This is a genomic window from Psychromonas sp. (genome assembly GCF_047632955.1).
Taxonomy (GTDB): Bacteria; Pseudomonadota; Gammaproteobacteria; order Enterobacterales; family Psychromonadaceae; genus Psychromonas.
The window spans coordinates 161723-180369 of record NZ_JBLIED010000004.1 but is presented as its reverse complement, the minus strand read 5'-3'; the positions used below and the strand labels follow the sequence as shown (position 1 = coordinate 180369).

The following is an 18647-nucleotide window of genomic DNA, read 5'->3' as shown; positions in this document are numbered from 1 at the left end:
GTTCACCGCTAAATTCAGGCAACGCAGGCAGAAATTACTGTTAATGAGTTGTTTCAGCCTATATTTGATAATTTATCCCAGTGACCTCACTGCCATTCCTCGCATTATAATAAATGGGAGAGACGGTGATTATTGTAAAAACTGCCACAAAAGCTTTAGTAGTAAGACAAATACCTTTCGCTAAACTGCATAATTGTCATATTTGGGAAGAATATACACGTTGCATGGAATTGAAACTAACGTTACGAGAAGCCACATCCATTTACAATATTAATCTTAAGACGGCATTTCTATGGCGACATCGTTTTCTTATTGCTTCGTCAGGTAAATATACAGATAAGCTCTGTAGCATTATTGAGGTTGATATCTGCTTTCAAGATGAAGCCCGGTTTGGTCAACAAAATACGACAACTCGCCTTTGGGCAGAAAAAGGCACTCGTCCACGCCCGGTTAAACATCAGCAATTTGAATACGCTTATCTATTTGGAGCGATATGTCCGGCGGCGGGTGCCACAGATACATTAATTGCACCGTATATAGTTAATAAATGCAGGCAAGTGTGGAATAGCGTCATCAGTGATGTAGAGACTTTGGAAACGCTCTGATTAAGAGGCGAGATAGAAGTGGGGAATTAATTAATGGAATTGGTATAATATAAGCTCACACATCTGATTTTCTTGATGCAGGCTAGTCTGATACAACAATCTTCAATGACTTAGATTTCAACTTTTTTAACTACTTTTTAAAAACCTCAGGTAAATTTTTTATTCTTGCGTTTTAAGTTAAGGCATCGACATCATAAATTACCCAACCGTATTATACGACTTAGTCATTTATGACCTCTGGACTACAACTGGATAGTATTCGTCTTCATTACAAAATTAACGAATAATGGCATCAATTTGTGCAATCTCATCAGTTATGAAATTTAGATGATTCAAAGCGAGTAGTGAATCTTCAATTTGTGCTGGGCTGCTGGCACCAATCAAACACGTTGTGACCGCTTTGTTATGTAATGTCCATGCAATAGCCATTTGTGCGAGTGATTGCCCACGAGTCAGTGCGATAGCATTTAATGCCTGCACTTTTTGTAATTTTTCCTGTGTAATGTCTTTACTGCCAAGGTGTCTTTGTTCATTGCGTGCTGCACGCGAATTTTCCGGAATCCCCTTGAGATACTTATTGCTAAGCACGCCTTGTGCTAACGGTGAAAAAACAATTGATCCCACCCCTTCCTGCAACAATAAATCAGTTAAACCATCTTCAATCCAACGATCAAGCATATTATAACGGGGCTGATGAATCAGCAACGGAGTCCCTAACTCTTTAAGTATCGCAATCGCTTGTTTTGTCTGCGATGGCTGATAATTAGAAATTCCCACATACAGTGCCCGGCCTGAGCGAACAATATAGTCTAATGCCATCATGGTTTCTTCAAGTGGCGTTTCTAAGTCCATGCAATGTGAATAAAAAACATCGAAATAATCTACCCCTGTACGCTGTAAACTTTGGTCACAGCTTGAAACGAGATATTTTCTTGATCCACCCTGACCATAGGGCCCTGGCCACATGTCATAACCCGCTTTGCTACTAATAAAAAGTTCATCGCGATAAGACTTGAAATCTTGCTTAAAAAGAGAACCAAAGGTACTTTCAGCAGAACCATAATTTGGACCGTAGTTATTTGCCAAATCAAAATGGGTTATACCTAAATCAAAGGCTTTACGTAACATATTGCGTGCATTATCAAGGCGATCAACCGCACCAAAATTTTGCCATAAGCCTAAGGCTAGTTTTGGAAGTAGCACCCCGCTGCGCCCACAACGTTGATATTGCATCGATTTGTAGCGATCAACGTTCGCGACATATATTGGATTAGTTTCATGTTCGATCATGTTATTCTCTCTCAATTTGTCAATGTAAATTACAATCAAACTATTAAATTAAAGGCTTGCGGGCTAATTGCAGTAGTTGGTTTACCGATCATAATTTTACCTGTTCATGTACGTCTATTTATTGGAACTTAAATCAGCATACACCACATACACATGCCTCCCTCATACTACCCTCCTCTTTTACTTCAATTAAGTACATGCAAATGAAGAAGCAGAGTACGATTTCCCAATTACGCTTATTTAAAGGTATTTAAAAAATAATTGAAGGTATGATTTTTATCTGCTTGTAATTATTGAAGAGGCCTTACATTAAAGAACACCCTATGATTGTGTGTTTGCTCAAATTATCCAGCAGTGAAATTTTCCCCCGTTATGTGGTTATTTGGTTCACATAACCTGTTCACTTATCGTACTTCTCTGGTCATGTTCAAGTAATACACATACTTCTGTTGCAGAACACCGGCATTTTGAGCAATGAATTTATTCAAGTGGAATGGCCAAATTTTAAATACATCGCAACCGTCATTTATGTTTATTTTTCAACTTATTAATTATTATAAAGATACAACCTATAGAGCGATATTAAATTAAAAAATTACGCAATGCCTCTTGTAATCTCATTTCCCTTTAACTATCCCACGCTGTGGGATAGTTACTCCTAGAACATCAAATGTCGTTTTGATCACGAAAAATATCGCTTATCATGTTCATACTCATTACCAAATTCAATACAAAAAACTTTTTAAATAAATAGTTATATCCATTAACTGACTTAATCAAATAAAAAGTATCTTTACTTTTTATTTGATTAGGGCTCTGAAATATAGCTTCTGCACTAAGCATTTTGCTAAAAAAATATTCAATAAATAAACGGTTATAAACATTTGTAAAATAATATGAGAGCACGATATGAAAATCATTGATGTTATTCCTCACGCTATATCAGTACCACTTGATAAACCTTTTTACTTCTCCCAAGGCTGGGTGCACGAACGCAGCTCCTTGATTATCGAAATAGTGACCGATGAAGGTATCATTGGCTGGGGAGAGTCATTATGCCATGGCCTGCAATCGCCACATATTTCCGCATCGATTGTTGAGCATGTTTTCAAACCCTTATTACTCAATCGTGACCCGTTTGATGTAGAAGTCATTTGGGAAACACTCTACAACCATACACGCCCTTACGGGCAAGCCGGAGCTGCGGTAAATGCCATTAGTGGTGTCGATATTGCGCTCTGGGATGTGATAGGAAAAACGGTTGGAAAACCGATTCATGCGTTAATTGGTGGTGCGTTCAGAAAAGAGATCACTCCTTATGCAACTGGCTTTTATCGCGTGAAAGATGGCAACTATCCCCAAGACTCAATTACTGAAGCATTAGGATATATCGAGAATGGATTCACTGCATTTAAATTGAAAATTGGATTTGGTCTCCAAGAAGACATTAATTTAATCAAAGCCGTGCGCGAAGCAGTGGGCAATGATGTCCGAATTATGGCAGATGCTAATGGCGCTTATAACTTAGCGACTGCACGAAAATTAATTAAAGAGGTAGACAAATACAGCCTCTATTTCTTAGAAGAGTTATTAGCACCTGAAGACTTAGTCGGTTACACACAGATAAAAAATCTCTCGGGCACATATATTGCTGCTGGTGAGCAAGTATTTGGGAAAATGGGCTTTAATCCTTGGTTAAACGCAAGAGCCTTAGATGTTATTCAACCTGATTTATGCTCTGCAGGTGGATTTACCGAATGTAAGAAGATAGCGGCACTCGCCCAAGCAAACCATACCATGATGATCCCACACGTTTGGGGATCCGGCATTGGTATCGCTGCATCGCTACAATTTATTGCATCTATTCCTGCAACGCCATTGTCATTAAATCCGACAGAACCGATGTTAGAGTTCGACCAATCATCACACCCTTTTAGAACAGATCTGATTTTTGATGGCATTCAATTCATTGACGGCAGAGTTAAAGTCCCAACCCTTCCTGGCATTGGGGTTGAAGTCAATCGAGATATTATTAAAAATTACAAGGTCAATTAATCTAGGGCATTGGATTAATTCTGATAAATAAAAGTGCAAGGATTCAACAAGTGGAAAATTTAATGTCGGATATTAGTTGGTTAGTTATCGATTGGGGAACAACAAATTTTCGCGCATTTGCTATGAATGATAACGGCGAACCGGTGGATGAAATAAAGAGAGAATTAGGCTTATTGCAGATTCAAGAGGGCCAATTTGACGCACAATTAAAAGAGTTACTTACCGAGTGGTTAGATGATTACCAAGATCTTCCCATCTATATGGGTGGAATGGTGGGCTCCATGTGCGGATGGATCGATGCAGGCTACATTGCAACACCAGCATCTTTACCTTATTTAACAAAAAACTGTCATCAATTCACCTCCTCATGGGGAGCACCTGTCTCAATTATACCTGGTGTTAGCCACCAATATGAAAACGATAAACATGATGTGATGCGTGGTGAAGAGGTTCAGTTGATGGGGCTAATGGCACACACTGAGCTAGCAAATTGTCTAGTAATATTACCTGGCACTCACAGCAAACATGTGAAAATCATTGATGGAAAACTACTAAGTTTTTCTACTTATATGACCGGAGAGCTTTATTCTATTCTATCAAAATTCAGCATCCTTGGCCGTGGTATTACGACGACAACAACAAAAATTATTAGCGATGAATTTTATCGCGGCGTTAGAGAAGGCCAAACCGAGTATTTTACTAGTACGTTATTTTTAGCCCGAACACATCGCTTGTTTAATACTATTAGTGAAAATGATGTCTTGGATTATTTATCGGGTCTATTAATCGGCAATGAACTCTACGCATTACTACCTTTAATCCGTCATGAATTAATTAACCCGCCTCTGCCCATCTTCATCGTTGGAGGAGGAAATATAGCTCAACGCTACACCTTAGCATGCAATGAATTAGGTATTGATAATCACTTTGTTGATGGTGATGAATGCTTTATTTCAGGAATGAATCAGATAAAAAAGGAAATGAACAATGTCAAAACTATTTAAGTTAGAACAGCAACTTCCACTTATAGCTATTCTTCGCGGCGTAGCGCCAAAAGATGTGATTCGAATTACCGAAATATTAATAGAAGCGGGTTTCACCATGATCGAAATCCCGTTAAATAGCCCTGACGCATTAATCAGTATTAAGCGTTTAGTTGAAAGATTTGGTAAAGATTATTTTATCGGTGCAGGTACTGTCACCACCTTAAAACAGGCTGAAGAAGTTATTGCAACAGGTGCCAACCTTATCGTAACACCAAACTTCAACGAGCAAGTCGTACAAGCGGGAGCACAAGCTGGATGCGCAACATTCCCCGGAATAGTAACACCAACAGAAGCGTTCTCTGCACTCGCAGCGGGTGCAACGGGTATAAAAATATTCCCTATATCCGCCTTGGGAATGAGTGGTTTTAAAGCGTTAATGTCAGTATTACCGCCAAACACTCTCTGCTTTCCAGTAGGAGGTATTAATCCCACCATCGAAAGCCTCAAGCCATTGATGGAATTGGGAGCGAAGGGGTTTGGCTTAGGTGCCTCTTTATATAGTCCAAACATGTCCGATGAAACCATAAAAGAGAATGCACAACTATTTGTTCAAGCTTATCAAGGTAGTTTGGCAGTGTAATTTTATAGATAGTCTCAGTGATGTTAAAAAATCAGTGCCATTTCAATAAAAGTAAAAAATACAAATGGCACACCACCAGCTTATTATTTTTAAAACACAAATTGATGGGTAACCAATATGAATCATAAACAAAATCAAAAAATGTATATTTTCGGGAAGTTAACTGAAAACAAATGTAAAGCAAATGTTTTTAATCCAGCGACCGATGAAATAATTACAGAGATATCAGTTGCAAATATAGAAGTGGCTCAACAAGCATTGGAAGGCGCACAAAAAGCAACCCAAACATGGGGTAAAACCACGGTATTAGAGCGTATTACATGGATGCATAAACTACGTGATGAATGTGTTAAAAACCAAGAGACATTACGTGAATTAGTCCACCAAGAAACGGGCAAAACTTGGGCGCATACAGAAGATGACTACACATTACTTATCGATAGTTTAACTTTTTATGCGGAAGAGATTAGTCGTTTTCAGCCATCACAATTAATTGATAGCGATGAAGGTTTTCAGCATACATTAAAATACAAACCTGTTGGTGTAGTGGTTGCTTACCTAGCGTGGAACTTTCCATTACTTAACTTAGCTTACAAACTCGGGCCAGCCATGGCAACGGGTTGCCCTATTATTATAAAACCGTCAATTCAATCACCACTTTCAGCCTATTTTGTGGGTGCTCTATGTGAAAAAATTGGCCTTCCTGCCGGGGCGGTCACTATCCTGGCGGGTGAAGATCGTACTGTCAGTAATTATCTTTCAAGCTCAACAATTCCTAGCATGCTTACCCTGATAGGCTCTATCCAAACCGGCGTTAAAATCATGCAGGCGGGCTCTACGTCGATTAAACGCTATTCAATGGAGCTCGGTGGCAATACCCCTTATATCATTAATGCCGATGCAGACTTAGATCTCGCGGTTAATATTTTGACCTCACTAAAATCAGCCAATGCAGGCCAGATTTGTGTCTCTCCTAATCGCATATTTGTTCACAAATCAATTAAACAAGCATTCATCGATAAAGTTTTAACCGTTCAGTCTGGTTTAAAACTTGGTTTTGGTAAAAATACAGATGCCAATATGGGACCACTTATTGATAAAGGCTCCCGCGACCGTATTCACGGCCTAGTCACCGATGCAATCAGTAAAGGTGCAAATCTTCTTTGTGGCGGTGAATTTAATGATCAGGAAAAAGGCGCTTTTTATCCACTGACCATGATTGATGATGTCACCACTGCAATGGATATTTACAATCATGAGATTTTTGGACCTGTTATCAGTGTCGTTTATTTTGATGAAAGTGATGATGTTATTGCACTCGCTAATGATACAGATACCGGCCTTGCATCCTATGTCTTTAGCCAAAATGCTGGACTTGCTCAACAGCAAGCTGATGCTTTGGATTTTGGTGAAGTGCAAGTTAACGGCGTGAAATACGGTATTCACTTACCTCACCTTGGAATTAAGCAGTCCGGCATTGGTTGTGATTGCTCAAAATATGCGCTTAATGATTACTTATCGCTCATTAGAAAGTCAGTGAAAAAATAAATAGCAAAACAAATTTTATATTGAATTTACGAGATGCAACAAGGAAAACTAATGTTTACAAATATTAAAACGGGTGATGCCAAATTAACCTCGGGATTTTGGGCACAACGTGTCGAAAACTATATGGATATTATATACAACCTAGAAAGTGCGCTCTTACATGAAGACAACGCCGCACGATTATTAAATTTTGGTATTGCAGCCGGTAAAGTGGAAGGAAAATTTCACCTTAACCCATGGTCAGACGGGGACTGCTACAAGTTTTTAGAAGGCTGTATGAATCAATATGCAGTAACTAAAGATGAACGAATTCTGGAACTTGTTAATAAATATATTCCTTGGATCGAAGCTTCGCAAGAAGAAGATGGCTATATTGGTACTCAAACGTTGCTTACCGATGAAGCGCGTTGGTCTGATACAGAGAATCATGAGCTTTATAACATGGGACATCTGTTTACCACGGCTTGCATCCATTATGAAGTGACCGGCGACAAACGTTTATTTGACGTTGCGATCAAGTGTGCAGAGTACTTATGGGAAACGTTCTCTTCTCGTCCATTTGACTTGGCACACTTTGGTTTTAACCCAAGTCAAATCATGGGATTAGTCGAGCTGTACCGAATGACAAATGAAAACCGCTACCTTGAACTTGCGGATATATTTATCACCATGCGTGGCGTAAATCCAGACATTGGCGGCGATTGTAACCAAAATAAAATACCACTACGCGACGATACGCAAGCAGTCGGTCATGCGGTAACCGGCGCTTATTTATATGCAGGGGCTGCAGATGTTTATGCTCATAATGGTGATAAAACATTAATGACCGCTATTGAGCGTATCTGGGCTGATTTTGTTCGTCGTCGCGTTTATATAACAGGTGCAGTAGGTCCTCAATATGTAGGTGTATCAGATCGTGGAGACCCTATTTACGAATCATTTTCAGCAGAATATGATCTGCCTAATCGTGTTGCTTACAATGAAACCTGTGCCAATATTGCCGTTGCAATGTGGGCTAAACGCATGTTCCAATTAACTAATGATGCATCATACGGCGATTGGATGGAAACCATTCTATTTAATGCGGGAATTTCAGGCTCCAATTTAGATATGACTCGCTACTTCTACGCAAATCCACTCGCACATCGGGCATGTCACCATATAGAGCCTAGCTTTGGACAATATTCACATGTTCCAAATGAGCGTTTCTTTACGTTCGATTGCTGGTGCTGCCCACCACAATTATTACGTACCTTTACCAGCATTCCTAAGTTTGCTTATTCGCTCTCCAAAACAGGTGTGGTTGTTAACCTGTTTGTTGGCAGTGAATTAAACACCACACTTGAAAATGGCAGCCCGGTACACCTTGATATAAAAACTAATTATCCTTGGGATAAAAATGTTTCAATTTCGGTTGTTGATGCGCCCGTCGATGGAATGGATCTTACTTTCCGTATTCCATCGTGGTGTAAGAGTGCAACATTCGATGGTCAAGCAATTGCACCCGGAATGCACAAAGTCACAGTGACTAAAGGCCAAACCCTAAGCATTGTTCTACCAATGAAAGCAGAGCTATATGCTGCTGATCCATTACTAGAGCAAACTAATGGTATGACTGCGGTTAAACGTGGCCCTGTTGTTTATTGCCTAGAAGGTACAGATATAGAAGCCGGCTACAAGATCGATGATCTAGCATTATCAATTGATACACAGTTTGAAGAAGTTGAAATTGAAGATCTCCCATATCAAATGACCGGTCTAAAAGCAGATCTCAATGTTCGTCCTCATGGTGAGCAATTGTATTTTAAAATAGCGCCAGATGCAGACAAAAAAGTTGCCGTTCGTTTTATCCCTTACTTTGCCTGGGCAAACCGTGAAGAGCAAGATATGAGCATATGGCTACCGAGAGCCTAAATAACGCATCAAATAGGTGATCAGCCTCGCTGATTAAAATTAAAAGGGCAGGCTGATATCAGCCTGCCCTTTTTTAATATGGAAAAATTTATGAATAATAAAATTTCTACAAGTGTCTTTAAAGGCATTCAATCTCTTATCCTAGAGAATCATTTATTACGACTCGAATGGCTTCCCGGTTACGGAGGCAAGCTTTGCTCGTTACAATACAAGCATTCCAACGGCAATATTGAGCTTCTTTTTCAATACCAAGGTGATACCTTAGCTATCCCGAAACACGGCGATACATTTTCTGATTACGATTCAAGTGGTTTTGATGAATGCTTTCCAACCATTCTTCCGTGTGAAGTCATGCTTGATAAGCAACAGAGTATTACCATGCCAGATCATGGTGATGTATGGGCAATGCCATGGCAAGTAATCGAGGCTGATGCCCTAAATGGTATTAAGCTCAGTGTCAGCAACACGCTATTAGGGTACACCTTAACCAAAGTAATAAAGCTGACAGATAACTTAATAGATAGTCATTACAGCGTCTCTTTAACCGGTAATATCCAGCGTTTACCTTTTATATGGACACCTCACGCACTATTTAATATTCGCCCTGATCTGCAATTAATAATGCCTAAACAGATGGACACTATTATCAATGTTATGGAAGGTTGCGCTCGCCTCGGCAAAGCTAATACAATCCATCCTTACCCATTACTGGCTGAAAACGGCAGCGACATGGGCCGGATTCCAATGGGAAATAACGGCACCTGCGAGAAATATTATTTTGTGGAAACACTTAGAGCGGGTGACCAGTTTGGTTTTCAAGATGAAATCCTAAGTGTATTAATGCAAGTTACTAGCGATAAGATACCCTATCTAGGCATTTGGAAAAATCAAGGAGCCTGCAAAGATAGCTGTAATTTTGCTATCGAACCCTGCAGTGGTATATACGATTCAACGCAAGATGCACAACAACGTCAGCGTTGTAGTTATGTGGAGAATGACCAACCTTTTGAATGGGATTTTTTAATTGAAGTTAACTCCTCACAATAACCAATATAACGAGAACGATTAATGTTCAGTAAGCGTAAATTAATAGTAAAGGCATTAATTAAGTGAACAAGTTTGTCACTGGAAAAATCAGCACTAACAAGCCCTCCTTATCACATTGCAAATGAAACCACAGACTAATCTATGCACCACAACAGCGTTTATATTTTTTGCCACTTTCACACGGGCAAAGAGCATTTCGGCTGAGCTGTCCTTGGGAGGCTTGGGATTGAACCTGTAACTTTTGCTGTTGTAAATACGCAATGATCTCTGACGCCGGGCGGCGATGCTTTAATAATGTTGCCATCACTTTCATGTTCTTTTCTGAATGCGCAAAAAAAGACTTATAACCTTGGCAGAAATAGTTATGCTGAGGTTTCCCTGTTGGAGAGAGGTTAAACCGATGTTTTGGACACCCGCCATGACAAGCGAATCGATACTCACAGCGTTGACAATCAGCATTCAATGCTGACTTTTTAGCAGTGCCAAAGATTATTGCCTGATCGCTATTATTCATGGTTTTTATGGTCATTTCGTAAATATTACCCAGCTTATGCTCGGGATAAACATAATGGTCACAATTGTATAAATCCCCATTAGCCTCCAGTGCAAAAGCATGGCCACATGTTTCTGAAAAAATGCACACGCCCGCAGGCTCCCCCAACCAAGAGGCGAGCGTAGTATCGAAGGTTTGTACGAAGACTTTCCCTACATCTTGCTTCACCCAGAGATCAAACACCGTATTAAGAAAATGACCATAAGCATCCGCCGGGACTGACCAAGGCGTTACTTTTGCATTATTCTCTTCCGGACCAACCAGTATCAGCGCATCGCCTTTTTTTACTTGGTTAGATTCACGCTCTACCAAGGGGATAAACTGTAAATATTCAGAACCGATACGTTTCAAAAATTCATAGACTCTTTTGGGATGCTTGGAATTATTCGCATTGACTACCGTTAACGTATTAAAAGGTATTTGATGTGCTTTAAAGTGTTCAATCCCTTTCATAACTTGGTTGTGCGTGCCTTTACCAGAACGCGTAACACGGTAGTGATCATGCAAATCTTTTGGACCGTCAATAGAGACACCCACCAAAAAGTGATGTTGTTTGAAAAATTGACACCAGGCGTCATTGATCAAAATCGCATTAGTTTGAAATGCATGATTAATCTGCTTGCCCGTATTGTATTTGCCACAAAGCGCCACGACTTTTTCATAAAACTCAATGCCCAATAAGGTAGGCTCACCACCCTGCCAGGCAAATTCGACATTAGGACCGGCTTGAGCCTCAATATGTTGTTTGATAAACAGTTCAAGCGTCGCATCATTCATCCGCCAGTTCTGATTTCGCTCCGGATAAAGTTTTTCTTTTTCAAGATAAAAGCAGTATTTGCAATCGAGGTTACAAATAGAACCAGAAGGTTTTGCCATAACATGGCAAGCATTGATGACTTTAGTCATTTAACATCCTGCATTATGAAGATATAGAAACATAGAGATTAGTTGCACAGGAGAGTGCGATCAGTAGTGCGGATAAACAAACCATAAAAGCGATATAACGCTTTGCGAAGATAGCATTTTTTGTTGTCAACTCAGTATCAAAAGCAAATTTTTTCATTCGAGTAAAAGAGAGAATATAAATAGAAATCGTGAAAAAAACCAATCCGACGCCAGTAAAAAAAACAAAGTCATTGTCATTACTATACCCCACTCTGGCCACAAGCAGCGCATTAATTAACACCACAAAGACAGTTCTAAGCCATGATAATGTTGTCCTTTCCGGCTGTAAGCCTATATCCCTTTCTCGTATATTGATGGTCATAGAAAGAGTAATAAATAAATAATCAAGAAAGAAATAGTGATCATAATAAGACTGATAACACCCAAAATACGAGTGTAGGATAATTCAGCATCTCCACGCATTGCTTGTTCATTTTTAGACCAACGACGGTAAGCGAAATAAGCCAAGCTCGCAGAGAACAGACTCAACAAAAGCGCAATGACCTCCCGGTACATCTCCGGGGCCAAATTAGGAGCAAGCTGATCAATACCAATTGCCGCAGCTAAAAAAGCAAGAGAGGTGCGTATCCAAGCTAAAAAAGTTCGCTCATTCGCCAATGTAAAACGGTAATCAGGGGATTTACCCAATTTTTTCCAAGCCATACCTATCCCTTTTTAATTTCATTAATAACGATTGATGATGTATAAAACGAACAGTATGGAGTCGCTCTGTTTTTTGTCAGAAATTGCAAATACTTCATTTTTACTTAATCAGGTGAATAACGACTTTCAGATTCCCGCTGAAAAGTATTCAAACTGCCGATTAATAATTTTTTAATGCATTTCGAATCTCAATACAGACATTTTCATCTATAAAATCCATGCTTAATGTGATCTTAATCGCCGTTTTAAAGGATGGGGCGATAATCCCACTATGTGAGAAAAATCTGCACAAATTGAGTTGTAATCAACTAAGTATCGACTTTAAATTTTCGATGTATCAATTCCAAGAAGAGTAGTCATTGCTCTCAGTTTCATTATGTGGAAGTTGAAACTACTTCAATACGGATTCAGAGCTTTGTCTAGACGCTAGAGCAAAGCGACAAACGATAATTTTCATTGTTAAAAGGTTTCTATTTTGAATTATCTAGATCATTATTTATCGACTTGCTGATTCCTGCATTTTGAAGCAGTTTGGACATAAATTTAAAAGAGAGATGTCCGATAATGGCAGAAAACACAAAATTTCATCAATAAAATTATGATTTAACGATGCAACTAATTTTCTTTTTTGCTTAGGGCGTATCACAAATCCTGACATTTAAATAAAAATAACCTCTTCAAAAAAAATAAACCACATCATGGGATAACATTTCACGGCCAGATTAAGTTGATCAACTTCACACTTTAATTACATCTTAAAGTGTAAAGTTGCGCAAATAATTAACCAGGATACGAAAGTTTCCATAACCACAAGAGAGTAAATTCGTGAATAATAGAACGTTTAATGCATTGAAATATATGTTTATTATTGTAATTGGTGGGTTTGTCTTCGGCGTTGATGCCGGAATAATTTCAGGTACAGTCAAGTTTATTAGAGCAGAGTTTATGCTCTCTGATTTAGAGGTTGGTACAGTAGTCAGCGCTCCTGCGTTGGGAGCCGTTATTGCTTTGTTATTTAGCAGCAAATTAGTTGATTATCTAGGCCGAAAGAAAATGATGATTCTAATCGCTCTCTTTTATTTAGTGTCAGCAATCTCCTCTACCTTTGCGCCAAACTACGCCACCTTAGTATTAGCAAGAATGTTAGGTGGTATGGCATTTTGTTCACTTAGCATAACCTCTATGTATGTGGGTGAAACCGCCCCATCAAAATTAAGAGGGAAATTAGTGTCAATGAATCAGGTCATGATTGGCGTAGGATTCTTTATCGCCTATTTGATTAATTACATCTTAATATTACAAGTGTCAGACAACTCTTTCTTTTTCTCACAAGAAAACGTATGGCGTACTATGTTAGGTTCAGAAATTCCTGCTGTTTTAGTGTGGATTGGTTTATTAACATTAATTCCTGAATCTCCACGCTGGTTGATGATCAAAGGTAAAAACAGAGAAGCACAAAAAGTAATTGAACTGATGAATCCAGCGGATGAAGTCGAATCAGTGATAAGCGAAATCCAAGAAAACATTACTAAAACAGATTGTAATACGCCCCTCAAGCAACAGTTTAAAACATTGTTTAGTAGAAAAATGAAGTTAGTACTGATCATTGGTGTTGGTTTAGCGGTAGTTCAATCATTTAGTGGTATGGGGGCAATTTCCTACTATGCGCCAACCATTTTTGAACAGGTTGGTTTAGGTGAAAAGAATGCTTTTTTACAAACGGCATTACTTGGTTTTATCAGTATTATATTTTCATTAATCGCTGTTGGTTTGGTTGATAGATTAGGCCGTAAATTTATTCTTGTAATCGGCCTATTGGTGATTTCTGCCTGTCATTTAACTATTTCCTATGGCTTTAACAATGCCACATACAGTATCACCGAAGAAAATATTGCTAAAATTGAAAAAGTGGTTGATACAACTCCTCTACAAGCGAGTCTAGGTACAGTTTTTCATAGTGACATTGAATTTAAACAGCAATTAAGAGAATACTACTCTGAACGCGATGTTCATCTTTATGAAGGCGCTATGATCAAAGCGTTTGTTACAATAAATCCTATTATGATAATCATTGCTATTTTTGCATTTAAAGCCGCTTTCTTTTTCTCAATAGGTCCTGTGATGTGGGTGGTCTTCTCAGAAATAACCCCAAATGCCATTCGCTCAGTAGCAATTCCTGCTTTTGCTCTGATAGCAAGTTTGATGGCATTTTTTGTGCAACGATTTTTCCCATGGCAACTTGCCACATTTGGCGCTTCAGACACCTTTTTACTCTACGCAATATCTAGCGGCTTAGGCGTACTATTAGTCATCTTTATACTGCCTGAGACAAAAAACAAATCTTTAGAACAGATAGAAGCCATCTTAGTTGGAGAAGACTTAATTCCCCAAGTGAGTGACCTTGATTTGGGAGAGATGAGTAAAGGATCTGTAAAATGAAAAAAAACATTGTTATTTTACACACAGATCAGCAACGATTTGACAGTCTAGGGTGTAACGGCAACCCAGATGCGCGTACTCCAAATATCGATGCTTTGGCAAAAGATGGGTGCAACTTTAGCAGACACATATCAACAAACCCTGCTTGTATGCCTTCTCGTGCAAGTTTAATGACGGGTTTATACGTGCCCGGACATGGCGTTTCATCGAATGGTATTCCGTTATGGAGAAGGGATAATGGTTGTCTAGACAGTAATAATGCAATAAGCAAACGACTATTTGGTGTTAGTGTTTACGATAAAATACCTACCATGGCTGATATTTTTTCTGATAATGGTTACAGCACGGCATTGTTTGGCAAGATCCATTTGGAGCCCCATTTAGCAGATCCTTCATACCATTTTTATGAGTCTTATAGTTCATGGAAAGAGGAGGAAATTATCAACGATGATGCCCCTTACTATGGATTCCAAACAAGAAAAATTATTCTTGGTCATGGCGAGCAACCTTGCGGTTTTAATCGCGGTCATTATGGTCGTTGGTTAAAAGATAATCATCCAGATATATTAGAAAAAGTTTATCCTGGAGAAGATATTAATACCAAAGAAGGCTCTATCAAGAATGATATTTATTTATCTAAATTGCCTTCTGAACTCCATAACAGCATGTGGTTAGCAGAGGAAGCCTGCCAATATTTTGACGAGAAAAAAGACGCCAATGAGCCTATTTTTATGTTTGTTGGTTATCCTGATCCTCATCATCCATTTACTCCGCCAGAGGATATTGGCGTTGATTTTTTAGAATCACCACTTCCTGAATTCGCTAAAAAAAGCGATCTGGTTGGCAGTAAGCCGCAAGCGGTAAATGAAACTATTAATAATTTTTCTGCAAGTAAAGAAGATATAGGACAAGCTTATCGTCACACGGCAGCTTCAAATCATTTGATTGACAAGTCTGTTGGTAAAATCATTGAAAAGCTCAAAGCATTAGGTATTTATGATGACACCACCATCATTTTTACCTCTGATCACGGTGATTTTTTGGGTGATCTGGATATGATTTGCAAATATGACATGGCCTTTAATAACTTATTACAACTGCCCTTTATATTAAAGCCCGCATCAAGTATTACCGATCTACCCTGTCAATACAGTAAACCAATGAGCAATGCAGATGTACTTCCAACATTATTGGCAATGAACCAAATTGATATTCCTTCCTATATGCAAGGTGTTGATATTTTCGGTACAGATGCTGTCAATAACACACCAATGGTTACTTGTTATACAGCAAGAGAAGCGAATAGAAATTTATCTTTATATACAGATATTTACCGATACACCTATTACATCGATACCGGTGAGGAGGAATTGTATGACCACGTTAATGACATAAAAGAACTGCATAACTTAGCAGACAAACCATCTATCGAAGCAATGGCTACCTGTAAAAATTTAAAAGATCAATTATTCAAAAAGCATATAACTTGCGACTTGGGCATTTTTAATCATTATGGACTTTGGTAAAAAGGAAAAATTAATGAACACTCTTTACATAATTAGAGGACCTTTTGGTTCTGGAAAAACAAGTTTTGCTCATTCTATCTCTGAACATGTTGTTTCTTGTTGGGATTATTATGCAGAATATGGAGAAAACAAATGGAACATACAACTAAAGCCTCATGCGGATAAATACTGTAGAAACCGCACTATTGATCTTATGAATCAAGGAATGGAAAAAGTAGCAGTAACGAACTCATTTTCTTTATCTTCAGATTTAGATATATACATCGACACGGCAAAAAAATTGAATTATCGAGTGTTTATCGTCTCTATGACTCCCAATTCAGAGTATCAAAGAGATGTTCCCGAATCTGTCATAAAAGATCAAATCACTCGTTCACATGGTGACTTTGTGAATGGAATTAGTGGTGCATTTTAACCATTGAGCTAAAAAACAGGGTAGTGATTGCTAACTATCCTATTTATCCTTTTGATTTTATTGCAATGGAAGAGATCGTAAAGGGTATTTGATCAACTTCATCGCTGTCAAAATTGCTCGTAACCGCAGAATTACTCCCCAATGTTGGACAATCATCTTGCTTTTGGGGAGATTTTTTATTATTTCTATCGGTATAGTATGCGAATGAAATATAGAAACTGTTTGATATTACTTATCTAGAATCGAATGAATTTTATTTTTTCCCTTAAACAATGCTCTTGCCTTAAGAGTATTTTTTCCCTGAATAAAGGAATAAGTCCCCAAATCATTGGTACCATTGTCAATCTCCATTTTTATTTTCACATCCAGCCCTTTTTCCCAATGAGTTAGCTTCTCAAGGTAGACGTTTTTGATATTTTGATATCTTAGATCATTAAATAAATTGACTCGTTCATCAGGATCTACCGATAAATCATATAGCTCTCCTAATACATCTTCAACATCAAAAAACTTACTACCTCTTAATGGATGGTCTTCAAATAATTTATCTTCCAGTGAGTTACCATCAGGATAACTGGTTAATTTCCATTTATTATCTCTTATCATTAATGCCGGTTTGTCCTGTAAAGAGCCACAGAAATACTGTGCATAGACTTCATCTTTATGCTTATCAGTTTGCCCTTCTATGTAAGGTAATAAGCTAATACCCTGAATATTTTCGTTTTTATGTATATCGAGAAGTTCAAGAACAGTGGGCAATATGTCGATAGATTCAACGAAACTCTGTAGTTTTTTGCCTTTATGTTTACTCTCGGGAAACTTAATCATGAGAGGTGTTTTCATCACCTGATCATATAAATGTCCCCATTTTTCAACAAAACCATGCTCACCTAACATGGTCCCATGATCTGAGGTGAAAATAATTAAGCTATCATCATATAAGTCCAATTCTTTTAGTTTCTGAAATACTTTCCCTATACGTTCGTCTACATGAGAAACCGCACCATAATAAGCGGCTTTAGTTTTTCTGTAGTCGGTTTCTTGTAAACGGTCAAAACCTCTCACTTTATGGAAATATCTTTGTAAAGCAGGCTTAGATACTAAGCTGTCATTTAACGACGCAGGTAATTCGAGACGGCTAGGATCGTACATTGAAGCGTAAGGTTCAGCTGGTATGTAAGGCGTATGCGGATCCATAATCGATAACCTTGCAAAAATAGGTTTTGATTTATCAATATCTTCTATATATTTTAAATAGGAATCGGTAACCACACTATCTAACGTTTGATCTTTATGGGAAGGTCTTTTGCCTGAGATAATGAGTGATATATCGCCATCATTTTTCTTAAATTCAGTTTTTGCGCGGGTTGCTTTATCACTAATGCCAAAACACGATATATATTTTTCTGGGGCTTGAGTATCTTGCAAGCCAGAATAATCGTAATCCATACCAAATAAATTTGGTGCAATATTCACATGCCATTTTCCATGGTTTGAGGTTTGGTAATTATTCTCTTTTAACATGCTATATAAGGATTTTTCATCTTCAAAGGGAGTGAGTATATTGTCAATTGCCCCATGGCTTAATGCATGACGCCCCGTCACAATAGATAATCTTGAAGGAACACACATGGGAGTATTGCAGTAAGATTGATTAAACAAAACACTGTCTTTTGTAAAAGCATCAATATTGGGTGTTTTCACTACCTCATTTTCCAAAGCATCTGCGCGAAGTTCATCGCATATAATCATAAATATATTCATGCATATCCTAATTAAAAATTAAATTATTTCACTTATTTTAACTTTATAGGTAAATAAAAATGTGAAATTTATCCCTATATAGTTATTTTTCCACAGTGTGGGAATTAGCTGACTAACAGTAAAAAGAAGCAATAAATATCGGCACTGATTTGATGAAACAGCGAGTACGTGATGATTAAATTATTCAGTTCTGATTAAACTAGACATTTATATTTCAGAACCAACAAGGCTTCCCAGATTGTAATTTTTAAATACTA

14 protein-coding genes and 1 pseudogene are annotated in these 18647 nt (G+C 38.2%); 10 read left to right on the top strand and 5 right to left on the bottom strand.

Annotated elements, in window-relative coordinates; genetic code table 11:
• Positions 1–359 precede the first annotated feature (359 nt).
• Positions 360–536: pseudogene (locus tag ACJAZP_RS05110) on the top strand (IS630 family transposase); the annotation flags it as partial.
• A 345-nt stretch (positions 537–881) separates the two neighbouring features.
• On the opposite strand, the gene mgrA reads toward ACJAZP_RS05110, so the two are convergent.
• Entirely contained in the window at positions 882–1895 is a 1014-nt protein-coding gene (gene mgrA / locus ACJAZP_RS05105; protein ID WP_415229656.1) for an L-glyceraldehyde 3-phosphate reductase, read from the bottom strand.
• Between the two features lie 909 nt (positions 1896–2804).
• On the opposite strand from mgrA, the gene ACJAZP_RS05100 reads away from it, so the two are divergent.
• The 6 genes from ACJAZP_RS05100 (at position 2805) to ACJAZP_RS05075 (ending at position 10085) form a co-directional block, all read left to right on the top strand.
• Positions 2805–3950, top strand: a complete 1146-nt coding sequence (locus ACJAZP_RS05100; RefSeq protein ID WP_415229655.1) for a mandelate racemase/muconate lactonizing enzyme family protein — start codon at positions 2805–2807, stop codon at positions 3948–3950.
• Between the two features lie 50 nt (positions 3951–4000).
• Positions 4001–4954, top strand: a complete 954-nt coding sequence (locus tag ACJAZP_RS05095) for a 2-dehydro-3-deoxygalactonokinase (RefSeq protein ID WP_415229654.1) — start codon at positions 4001–4003, stop codon at positions 4952–4954.
• Positions 4938–5576, top strand: a complete 639-nt coding sequence (locus tag ACJAZP_RS05090) for a 2-dehydro-3-deoxy-6-phosphogalactonate aldolase (protein ID WP_415229653.1) — start codon at positions 4938–4940, stop codon at positions 5574–5576. Before ACJAZP_RS05095 ends, ACJAZP_RS05090 begins: the two co-directional genes overlap by 17 nt.
• Before the next feature lie 117 nt (positions 5577–5693).
• The gene (locus ACJAZP_RS05085; protein ID WP_415229652.1) at positions 5694–7124 is read left to right on the top strand and encodes an aldehyde dehydrogenase family protein; all 1431 of its coding nucleotides are present in this window, start codon (positions 5694–5696) and stop codon (positions 7122–7124) included.
• A gap of 51 nt (positions 7125–7175) precedes the next feature.
• On the top strand, positions 7176–9038 hold the full coding sequence (locus ACJAZP_RS05080) for a glycoside hydrolase family 127 protein (RefSeq protein ID WP_415229651.1): 1863 nt from the start codon (positions 7176–7178) through the stop codon (positions 9036–9038).
• Between the two features lie 90 nt (positions 9039–9128).
• Positions 9129–10085: a hypothetical protein gene (locus ACJAZP_RS05075; RefSeq protein WP_415229650.1), complete on the top strand. Its 957-nt coding sequence runs from the start codon at positions 9129–9131 to the stop codon at positions 10083–10085.
• 139 nt (positions 10086–10224) lie between these two features.
• Here ACJAZP_RS05075 and ACJAZP_RS05070 read toward each other — a convergent pair whose 3' ends face one another.
• From ACJAZP_RS05070 to ACJAZP_RS05060, 3 genes are read right to left on the bottom strand one after another with little or no spacing between them, the layout of a single operon-like run.
• Positions 10225–11544: an anaerobic sulfatase maturase gene (locus ACJAZP_RS05070; protein WP_415229649.1), complete on the bottom strand. Its 1320-nt coding sequence runs from the start codon at positions 11542–11544 to the stop codon at positions 10225–10227.
• A gap of 13 nt (positions 11545–11557) precedes the next feature.
• Positions 11558–11905, bottom strand: a complete 348-nt coding sequence (locus tag ACJAZP_RS05065) for a DUF202 domain-containing protein (RefSeq protein ID WP_415229648.1) — start codon at positions 11903–11905, stop codon at positions 11558–11560.
• Positions 11902–12246, bottom strand: a complete 345-nt coding sequence (locus ACJAZP_RS05060; protein WP_415229647.1) for a YidH family protein — start codon at positions 12244–12246, stop codon at positions 11902–11904. Before ACJAZP_RS05060 ends, ACJAZP_RS05065 begins: the two co-directional genes overlap by 4 nt.
• An 825-nt stretch (positions 12247–13071) precedes the next feature.
• Between ACJAZP_RS05060 and ACJAZP_RS05055 the strand changes: the two genes are divergently transcribed.
• From ACJAZP_RS05055 to ACJAZP_RS05045, 3 genes are read left to right on the top strand one after another with little or no spacing between them, the layout of a single operon-like run.
• Positions 13072–14685, top strand: coding sequence for an MFS transporter (locus ACJAZP_RS05055; RefSeq protein ID WP_415229646.1), 1614 nt, complete (start codon positions 13072–13074; stop codon positions 14683–14685).
• A complete protein-coding gene (locus tag ACJAZP_RS05050) occupies positions 14682–16211 on the top strand; it encodes a sulfatase (protein ID WP_415229645.1) in 1530 nt (509 codons plus the stop codon). The genes ACJAZP_RS05055 and ACJAZP_RS05050 overlap by 4 nt, the downstream gene beginning before the upstream one ends.
• A 13-nt stretch (positions 16212–16224) precedes the next feature.
• Positions 16225–16626 carry a hypothetical protein gene (locus ACJAZP_RS05045; RefSeq protein ID WP_415229644.1) on the top strand — a complete coding sequence of 134 codons (402 nt, stop codon included), beginning with the start codon at positions 16225–16227 and terminating at the stop codon, positions 16624–16626.
• A 228-nt stretch (positions 16627–16854) separates the two neighbouring features.
• Here ACJAZP_RS05045 and ACJAZP_RS05040 read toward each other — a convergent pair whose 3' ends face one another.
• On the bottom strand, positions 16855–18390 hold the full coding sequence (locus ACJAZP_RS05040) for a sulfatase (protein WP_415229643.1): 1536 nt from the start codon (positions 18388–18390) through the stop codon (positions 16855–16857).
• Positions 18391–18647: the final 257 nt, after the last annotated feature.

What these genes read in the sequence shown, in the direction of transcription:
- mgrA (WP_415229656.1), bottom strand. Translation starts at nt 1,895, where the DNA reads ATGATCGAACATGAAACTAATCCAATATATGTCGCGAACGTTGATCGC.
- ACJAZP_RS05100 (WP_415229655.1), top strand. Translation starts at nt 2,805, where the DNA reads ATGAAAATCATTGATGTTATTCCTCACGCTATATCAGTACCACTTGAT.
- ACJAZP_RS05090 (WP_415229653.1), top strand. Translation starts at nt 4,938, where the DNA reads ATGTCAAAACTATTTAAGTTAGAACAGCAACTTCCACTTATAGCTATT.
- ACJAZP_RS05085 (WP_415229652.1), top strand. Translation starts at nt 5,694, where the DNA reads ATGAATCATAAACAAAATCAAAAAATGTATATTTTCGGGAAGTTAACT.
- ACJAZP_RS05080 (WP_415229651.1), top strand. Translation starts at nt 7,176, where the DNA reads ATGTTTACAAATATTAAAACGGGTGATGCCAAATTAACCTCGGGATTT.
- ACJAZP_RS05075 (WP_415229650.1), top strand. Translation starts at nt 9,129, where the DNA reads ATGAATAATAAAATTTCTACAAGTGTCTTTAAAGGCATTCAATCTCTT.
- ACJAZP_RS05070 (WP_415229649.1), bottom strand. Translation starts at nt 11,544, where the DNA reads ATGACTAAAGTCATCAATGCTTGCCATGTTATGGCAAAACCTTCTGGT.
- ACJAZP_RS05065 (WP_415229648.1), bottom strand. Translation starts at nt 11,905, where the DNA reads ATGACCATCAATATACGAGAAAGGGATATAGGCTTACAGCCGGAAAGG.
- ACJAZP_RS05060 (WP_415229647.1), bottom strand. Translation starts at nt 12,246, where the DNA reads ATGGCTTGGAAAAAATTGGGTAAATCCCCTGATTACCGTTTTACATTG.
- ACJAZP_RS05050 (WP_415229645.1), top strand. Translation starts at nt 14,682, where the DNA reads ATGAAAAAAAACATTGTTATTTTACACACAGATCAGCAACGATTTGAC.
- ACJAZP_RS05045 (WP_415229644.1), top strand. Translation starts at nt 16,225, where the DNA reads ATGAACACTCTTTACATAATTAGAGGACCTTTTGGTTCTGGAAAAACA.
- ACJAZP_RS05040 (WP_415229643.1), bottom strand. Translation starts at nt 18,390, where the DNA reads ATGAATATATTTATGATTATATGCGATGAACTTCGCGCAGATGCTTTG.